At 64.2% G+C, this 7,146-nt stretch carries 7 protein-coding genes; all 7 read right to left on the bottom strand.

All coding sequences use genetic code 11. From position 1 onward, the window contains the following. Positions 1-165: 165 nt before the first annotated feature. Genes ACIQ7H_RS08575 through ACIQ7H_RS08545 form a run of 7 tightly spaced genes read right to left on the bottom strand, consistent with a single transcriptional unit; the run spans position 166 to position 6,973 of the window. Positions 166-525 (bottom strand): gamma-butyrobetaine hydroxylase-like domain-containing protein, encoded by a 360-nt coding sequence (locus ACIQ7H_RS08575; RefSeq protein WP_395790392.1) that lies wholly within the window; start codon positions 523-525, stop codon positions 166-168. After that, positions 522-1,364 (bottom strand): glycosyltransferase family 2 protein, encoded by an 843-nt coding sequence (locus tag ACIQ7H_RS08570; RefSeq protein WP_395790390.1) that lies wholly within the window; start codon positions 1,362-1,364, stop codon positions 522-524. The genes ACIQ7H_RS08575 and ACIQ7H_RS08570 overlap by 4 nt, the downstream gene beginning before the upstream one ends. Positions 1,365-1,416: 52 nt before the next feature. After that, positions 1,417-3,273 carry a hypothetical protein gene (locus ACIQ7H_RS08565; protein ID WP_395790388.1) on the bottom strand — a complete coding sequence of 619 codons (1,857 nt, stop codon included), beginning with the start codon at positions 3,271-3,273 and terminating at the stop codon, positions 1,417-1,419. Then, the gene (locus tag ACIQ7H_RS08560) at positions 3,270-4,142 is read right to left on the bottom strand and encodes a class I SAM-dependent methyltransferase (protein ID WP_395790386.1); all 873 of its coding nucleotides are present in this window, start codon (positions 4,140-4,142) and stop codon (positions 3,270-3,272) included. The genes ACIQ7H_RS08565 and ACIQ7H_RS08560 overlap by 4 nt, the downstream gene beginning before the upstream one ends. A 10-nt stretch (positions 4,143-4,152) precedes the next feature. After that, on the bottom strand, positions 4,153-5,031 hold the full coding sequence (locus ACIQ7H_RS08555) for a glycosyltransferase family 2 protein (RefSeq protein ID WP_395790384.1): 879 nt from the start codon (positions 5,029-5,031) through the stop codon (positions 4,153-4,155). Continuing rightward, on the bottom strand, positions 5,028-6,224 hold the full coding sequence (locus ACIQ7H_RS08550) for a polysaccharide ABC transporter ATP-binding protein (RefSeq protein ID WP_395790382.1): 1,197 nt from the start codon (positions 6,222-6,224) through the stop codon (positions 5,028-5,030). Before ACIQ7H_RS08550 ends, ACIQ7H_RS08555 begins: the two co-directional genes overlap by 4 nt. Next, the gene (locus tag ACIQ7H_RS08545) at positions 6,221-6,973 is read right to left on the bottom strand and encodes an ABC transporter permease (RefSeq protein ID WP_395790380.1); all 753 of its coding nucleotides are present in this window, start codon (positions 6,971-6,973) and stop codon (positions 6,221-6,223) included. The genes ACIQ7H_RS08550 and ACIQ7H_RS08545 overlap by 4 nt, the downstream gene beginning before the upstream one ends. Between the last annotated feature and the right edge of the window lie 173 nt (positions 6,974-7,146).

Genomic DNA, 7,146 nt, shown 5'->3' with positions numbered 1-7,146 from the left:
GCGAGCGCACATGCGCCCGCCATCGCCGCACCTCCGAACACGCCATCGACCGCTCCTCCGTTGGGGAAACCGGAGACGGTCGGGAGAATCAGGTCAGGAAGGTAGGTGAGGTGGGCGGACGCTTACGCTCCGCAGCTCAATCGCATGAGAAGTGATGTGGCTGGCTCAGCGCTCGCGACTCAAGCCCGCAGCGGTCAGGGCTTCCAGGTAGGCCGCAAACCGCTGCTCCTGTTCCAGGCCCAGGGTGTGCAGGGTCTGCCAGCTGAATATGCCGGTGTCATGACCGTCGTCGAAGCGCAGCAGCACGCCGTAGTGGCCGATCGGATCAATCGCGACAATCCCCACTTCGCGCTTCCCCGCCACCAGCACTTTCTGTCCGGGCCCGTGGCCCTGAACCTCCGCCGAGGGCGACTCCACCCGCAGGTACTCGCAGGGCAGTGAGAATCGCTGCCCATTGTCGAAGCTCACTTCAAGTACGCGCGAAGCCTGGTGCAGAACGATATCGATCGGGCGCGGGGCGGTCATTGGTTGAGGCTCCTGGAGCGTGAGTCAGTCGGCCGCAATGCTGCCAGCATCAGAACAGGCAACGCGCACCAGAGCAGCGAACGGAACAGCAGCCGCTGCGGGAACCGCAGTCGATGTGCGTCGAAGCGTTCAAAGTAGCGCAGCAGGCCGCGGTGTTTCTGGATCGCCACCCAGAGCGGGCGCCGGCGGCTCGACGTTCCCTTCAAGTGCACGACTCGCAGATGGGGTGCAAGACCGACCTGCCAGCCCGCTGCGCGCATTCGACGGCACAGGTCGAGGTCCTCGAAGTGCAGACGATAGCCCTCATCGAATCCGCCCACGTGTTCGAACGCGGCACGCGGCACCAGCATCAGGGCACCGGAGACGGCTTCGGCGTACTCAAGGGCGGACTCCATTGGGACTGCCACCGGCTCCAACGCGGCGCGACCCCGTCGAATCGCCTGCAGCAGCCGTTCAGGAGTCGGATCCCGCCGCCGCGAGGCTGGCTGCAGCTGGCCGTTGGCCTCCAACAGCTGTGCCCCCAGGATGCCGATCTGCGGATGGGCGGTGGCGATCTGGAGCAATTGCAGCAGATCGTCCGGCCCGGGAAAGCAGTCGGGATTCAGGAACAGCAGCCAGGGCGCTCGCGCCAGCCGCGCACCCTGATTGCAGGCGACAGCGAAGCCCGGATTGTCCCGGTTGCTTACAAGCAGCGCGAAGTCCTCGACGCCGGCTGGCTTGATCGCTGAACCGTTGTCGATGACGACCACTTCGAGTCTCAGCCCACGCTGGGCTGCCAGCGCAGCCACACAGCGCGGCAGTACATCGTTGCTGTTGTGGGTGACCAGGACCACGGACATCTCTGGCGGGAGTGATCCCGCCGGAGTGTCTGCTTGCGTGGGTGTCATCCGATCAGGCCTGGTCCAGCCAGGCAGGGGCGCGCTGACGGGCGAGCTCGAATGCATCGGGCCAGGCGCGCAATCCGGCGGCATACCCGCTCATGTATTCCCGGAAGCTTCGCGCGCCTTGTTCGGCGCTGATGCCCTCCGGCCATTCGGCAAAGCGTGCTGCCACTTCGCCAGTCAAGGCGCGTCCGTTGGCCTCGACCAGGCTGCGCACGTCGGCCGCCCAGTGCGGGGCAGCATTGGGGTGCTCTTCCATCGCGATCTGCAGGGCGCTGATGGTGCGCGCCCGGATGTCGAGCAGAAAGCCCTGCAGATAGTGGCCCGTGGCCGCTTCGTCCATCGCGGCGAGATCTTCGATCTGAGCGCAGGCAACGCGCAACCGGGCCTGCGGGTCACGGCTGCGCAGGTCAGGCGCAGTCAGCTGCAGCTGATCGATCAACACCTGGGCCAAGGCGGGGCGCTGCGGTTCGCGCATGAAGTTCTTGCGATCCGGTGCCTGTGGACGTCGGTGGCCGATCGCCATCGGCACCTCCATCTGCACAGCATCCGCATGCAGATTGCCGAGCAGCGCGGAGAACACACCGTCCTCTCCACGCCCGCGCGGCGGCACTGCCGGCATCAGGCGCGAGCCATCGTGCATGAAGGTGGTGTAGCCGGTGTGCTGGATCAGACGGAAGCTGTTTGCGCCGACCCAAACGGCAGGCCGCTTGATGGTGTCGAGGTAAGCGTTGCGGTCGGCCAGGAGTTGCTCGCGCACTGGGCCTCGCTCAAGCATCAGCCAGTTCAGACTCATGGCACAGGTATCGCCGCGGTGGCCCTGTGCAGTGGCGACAATGGTCGAATCCGCGCCAAGGCCGGGCAGCAAACTGGGTGCCAGCCCGGGAAGATCGTTCGAATTGATCTTCAACAGCGGAATAGTGGTGAGCACATTCGCCAGCGATCGCCCGCACAGCTGCGCGTGCAGGTCCAGTGGGTCGGACTCCAGCTCGGTGCCATTCTGCAAAGCCTGGTCGACGTTTCCGAAAATCCGCGAAGCACCCGCGGGCGCAGACAGTCGCAGGCCGGTCTGCCATTGCGGATGCAGGCGCAGCGGAAACAGGTGATCGTCATCCAGCACAACGCTGCGCTCGCCGGCCCCGAGCAAAGTCACCCAGTTGAGGCTGACGCCATAGGCGCCGTGGTAGCCGCCATCTGTGCCCGGGTCCAGCAGATAGCGCAAAGCGGAGGCCGACTGCGGAAGTTCGGACGCGAGCTCCTGCAGGTGTCGGCGCATGCGTGCGCAGTCGAAGTGGACGCTAGGGCAGCCACCGCTGGCGGCGGAAAATTCGCGCAGGGCAGCTGCGTTCTGGCCGTGGGCAGCGGGATCGCTGGATGAATCCACCAGCACGTAGCGATGGCCTGAGCGCCAGCGCTGCTCGTGCTCCGCCAAGGTCGCCAGCAGAGAACGCAGGGTCTGCGGCCGCTCCCGAGTCCGGATGAACACGGTGCGGAAGGGCGCGGGTGACGATGCTCTGCCGGCGTTCGAAAGCTCGGCAAGCCAGGTTTCTGCGCGCAGCATCAGGCCTCGCTCAACCAGGGAACCGAGTACTCCGCGCACCGCTGTTTCCTGGCCCTTCAGCCCCTCCAACTGGTTGCACACCTGCTGTACGTGATGGTCCAGGGGCTGAAACTGGCGGCAAAGATCCATGGCCTGCAGGACCTGCATCGTCATCACCGCGGTGCGGCCGCTGGTGGTTTCACGCAGTACGGCCTCGGTGGTGCCAAGTGGGTTTGCCGTGGCCGGAACCGTCGCATACAGGGGCGCTTGAGGGCTTGCCGGCAGCGCCGTTGAATAGTTCAGACTGTAGCCAGCGCCGAGATTCATGCATCGTCCTTGGGTTGAGAATTCAGAACCGCGAGTCGCGCTTCAGCCTGTGCCAGCGCGTGCTCCAGCTCGAGGATGCGCGCGCCGGCGGCGATGTTCTTGCGGATCTCATGGTTGTAGTGCGCATAGACGCTCTCGGCGTCGTCGCCGAACAGGGCCATGGCGGGCAGCTCCGGCAGGGATTGGTTCGTGCAGACCGCCATGTAGTACAGGGGCGGATACGCGAGTGCCGGAATCGCCCGGCCGTCGGCGTCAAGCGTGACAGCGGTGTAGCCGCTTCGACTCGCATCCAAGGTCCACATCGCGGACTGGAACAACAGCTTGTGAGCGTACAGTCGTACCTCGGTGAAGCTGTCCGCCAGCAGGCGCTCGAACTCGTCGCGGTAGAGCTCACGCACATGATGCTCGTTGCGGAAGTTCGGCAGGTCGGAGTAGTTGCGCTTGTCGGGCGTCGAAATCAGCAGTAGGCCGTCTGGCGCAAGCAGTCGACGGAATCCGGCCAGCATCTGCTGCTGCGCTTGCAGATGCTCCAGCGTCTCGAAGCTCAAGATCAGGTCGAAGCTCGCGGCCGGCAGGTGATCGAGCGCGGTCACATCAGCCTGCTCAAATCGAGCGCCGGAATCACCGTAGCGGTTGCGCGCATGCGTCACCGCCTCCTCTGACAGATCAACCCCCAACACCGAGCCGGCGTGGGGCGCGATCATCGCCGAACCATAGCCCTCGCCGCAGGCGGCATCCAGCACTCGCTTGCCAAGCACCAGGGGAAGCGCGAACGCGTAACGATGGTAGTGCTCGTACCAGATTTCGCGCACGCACTCGGGCGTGAATCGCTCGCCGGTGAAGTCCAGCGCAGGGGTGGGTGTCGTCATGGGTGTTCCATCAGTCGAACAGGCTGCCCTGCAGCGCAGTGGCGTCGGCGCATCCGGATGCCAGGGTGACGTAGCGCTGCAGGATGCGCGCTCGGAGGGGTTGCAAAGGGTCGTCCATGATGAACTGGGCGACCCGTCGGTTGTAGTCCGGATAGCGTGCCAACAGGCGCGCGAGGTTGCCCCCGCCGGGCGCCAGGCCCTCGGGGCCAAAGGACGCGCCGCCCTCGTGTGCGACGAAGGCATCGGCACACAACACATTGCGGTATCCGTGCCCCTCAGCGCGCAGACAGAAATCGTTCTCCTCGCCATAGCCGCGACCGAAGGTCGCAGCGTCGAAGCCGCCGATGCGATCCAGCGCTTCGCGTCGGATCGCCATCGCGAAACCCACGCCCGTAGGGAGCTGGGGGTACTCGCCATGGCAGGCCTCGCTACAGGCCTGAGCCCATCGATCAAGGTCGTCCGGGATCGGCCCAGGCCTGCAAAGATGCGGCAGTGAGCAGATCTCCGCATTGTTGGACCACGGGGTCGCAGTCGCGATGCGTGCGTCGCTGTCCAGACATTGACGAAGTCGATGCAGCCAGCCGGCGGCGGGCACGGTGTCGCTGTTCAACAGAACAACGTCCGTGCCTGCGGTCTCGTCGAAGGCGCGATTGACGTTTCCGACGAATCCGAGGTTGTGCTCTCGGCGCACCACGCGTGCCTTGAATCGCACTCGTGTCGCAAGTTCATTCAGCAGTTGGCGGACGTCGTCATCCGGCGAGGCGTCGTCGCAGAACAACACCGGCTGTGCAGCCGGGAGAGTGCGATCGAGCCCTGCAATCAAGCGCTGCAGAGCTTCCAGTGCCTTGAATACGGGCACGATGACCGTGCAATTCACGGGCTCACTCACTGCTCGGGGCTCGTCTGCAACCATCGGTGGGGGAGCCGCACGCTGCCGATTTCGCGGGTGGCGCCGCGCACTGTGAACGCGCGCTCGACGGTGTCAAACACGCGCAGACCTTCCGGGTCCATCGCGTGCAGGCGCATCACATAGCTTCCGGGCAGCAAGGCCGAGGCGTCCAACTCGAACGAGAAACCGAACCGCTGCTCGGCAAGCGGCTGCGCCACGACGCCGTCAATCTCCGCCACCTGACCATAGAGCGCGGTTCCGTCCGCTCGCAGAACGCCAAAACTGAACTGAGGGGCTCGGCCGTCCGGGCTGTGCAGCTCGCACCGGACCTGCATCAGTGCGCTGCGAGGCAGCTGGCGTGCGCCTTCGTCCTCACTATCGTTGACGCTGACCCGCACCAGCTTGAACTCGTTGCCGCGGTAGTCACGCTCCATCTGCGCCCCGTTTTCACGCGCGCTCTTGCGTTCGTGGAAGGCGAGGTAGTCCTGGCTCACCTCGAAGACATCTCCATAAGCCCGAGCGCGCCCCTCGCGCAACCAAAGCGCTTGCTTGCATAGTTTCTGGATGTGATACGTGGAATGGGAAACCAGCAGCAGGGTGCCCCCTCCCTCAAGGTAATCCTCGATCCAGCGGATGCACTTGCGCTGGAATGACTCATCGCCAACCGCCAGAACCTCGTCGGTGATCAGCAGCTGCGGCCTGACAGTGGCAATGATCGCAAACCCCAATCGCACCACCATGCCCGACGAGTAGTGTTTGACCGGCTCGTCGATGTAGCGGCCGATATCGGCAAACGCTTCAATCTCGGGCACGCGTGCGCTTATCTCACTACGCGACCACCCCATCAAGCCGGCGGCTATCGCGATGTTCTCGCGGCCGCTGCGCTCCTGCTCGAATCCGGCACCCAGCTCAAGCAGCGCACCGACCGTGGCGTTGCAGTCGACGCGACCTGCTGTGGGGGTCAATACACCTGCGATGAGTTTCAGTAGGGTCGACTTGCCGGCGCCGTTTTCTCCGATGATGCCGAGCGATTGGCCGGCGTGAACTTCGAAACTGATATCCGTCAGGACCGGGGTTCGCGCAATTGGCCGACCAAACAGTGCGCGCACAAGGGCTGAGGCGCGCGCACGCGGGCTGCTGTCAATGGGCCAGGCCTTGCCTAGGCCGTGCACTGCCAAGAGCGGCGCGCTCACGCGAACTCCTCAAGATAGGGTCGGAGTCGGCGGTAGAACAGCAGGCCTGCCATCGGCACGATCAAACCGCCCAACCAGGTTGAGATCTCGCTGCCCGGCAATGCTCCAAGGCCGGGAAGCAGAGCGCGCTGAGCGTCGATAACTCCAATGACCGGATTCAAGATCAGCCAAGGGGCCAAGGTGGTCGGAACAATATCGGCTGCGTAGATGATGGGGGTAAGGAAGAACCACAGCGTCATCAGGAGTCCAATCGCTTGTGCGAGGTCGCGGATGAACACCTGCAAGGTCGACAGAACAAGACCGATGCCGCACGCCATTGCCAAGAGCGGCAGCCAATGCAAGAGCGCGAATGGCAGCATCGCCCAGTCCAACTGCACGCCCCAGAGCGCCAGAATCAACAGTACGAGGGCATAGCCCACTCCATGCAACAAGAAGGACGTCAACACGGCCGCTAGAACAGGCATCCAGCGCGGCACTGCGACCTTATCGGCAAGTCCCGCGTGGTCGGTGATTCCTGTGCAGGCGCGCACCAGCGCTTCCGAGAAGGCGAACCAGGGCCAGAAGCCAAGCGCCAGGAAAACCAGGTAGTTGATGCCCGCGAGCCCGGGAACTCGGGCCTGCAGAATGTGGACGAAGACAAGATTGAACACCGCCAGCTGCAGAATTGGCGCCAGCAGGGCCCACGCGATTCCGAGCAAGTTTCCGGAGAACCGCTGCCGGAGGTCAAGCTTTACGAATAGAAGAATCACCCCAGTTCCTGTCTCTGGCAAACCTACCGTGCATCCCGAATCTCGCGGCAAGCGGGAAGGGTGAGCGCGAATGCAGCCACTTGAGCGAAGCTCGCCGGATCGATTGTCGCCACACCTGGGCAGGAAGCACCAGAGCCCCCACCATCAGACGGATTTCTGTCGGCGAACTCGTT

Origin of the sequence: Aquimonas sp., assembly GCF_044377145.1 — a bacterium.
Taxonomy (GTDB): domain Bacteria; phylum Pseudomonadota; class Gammaproteobacteria; order Xanthomonadales; family Xanthomonadaceae; genus Aquimonas.
The sequence above is the reverse complement of the archived record's forward strand: the minus strand, read 5'-3'. Positions and strand labels throughout refer to the sequence as shown.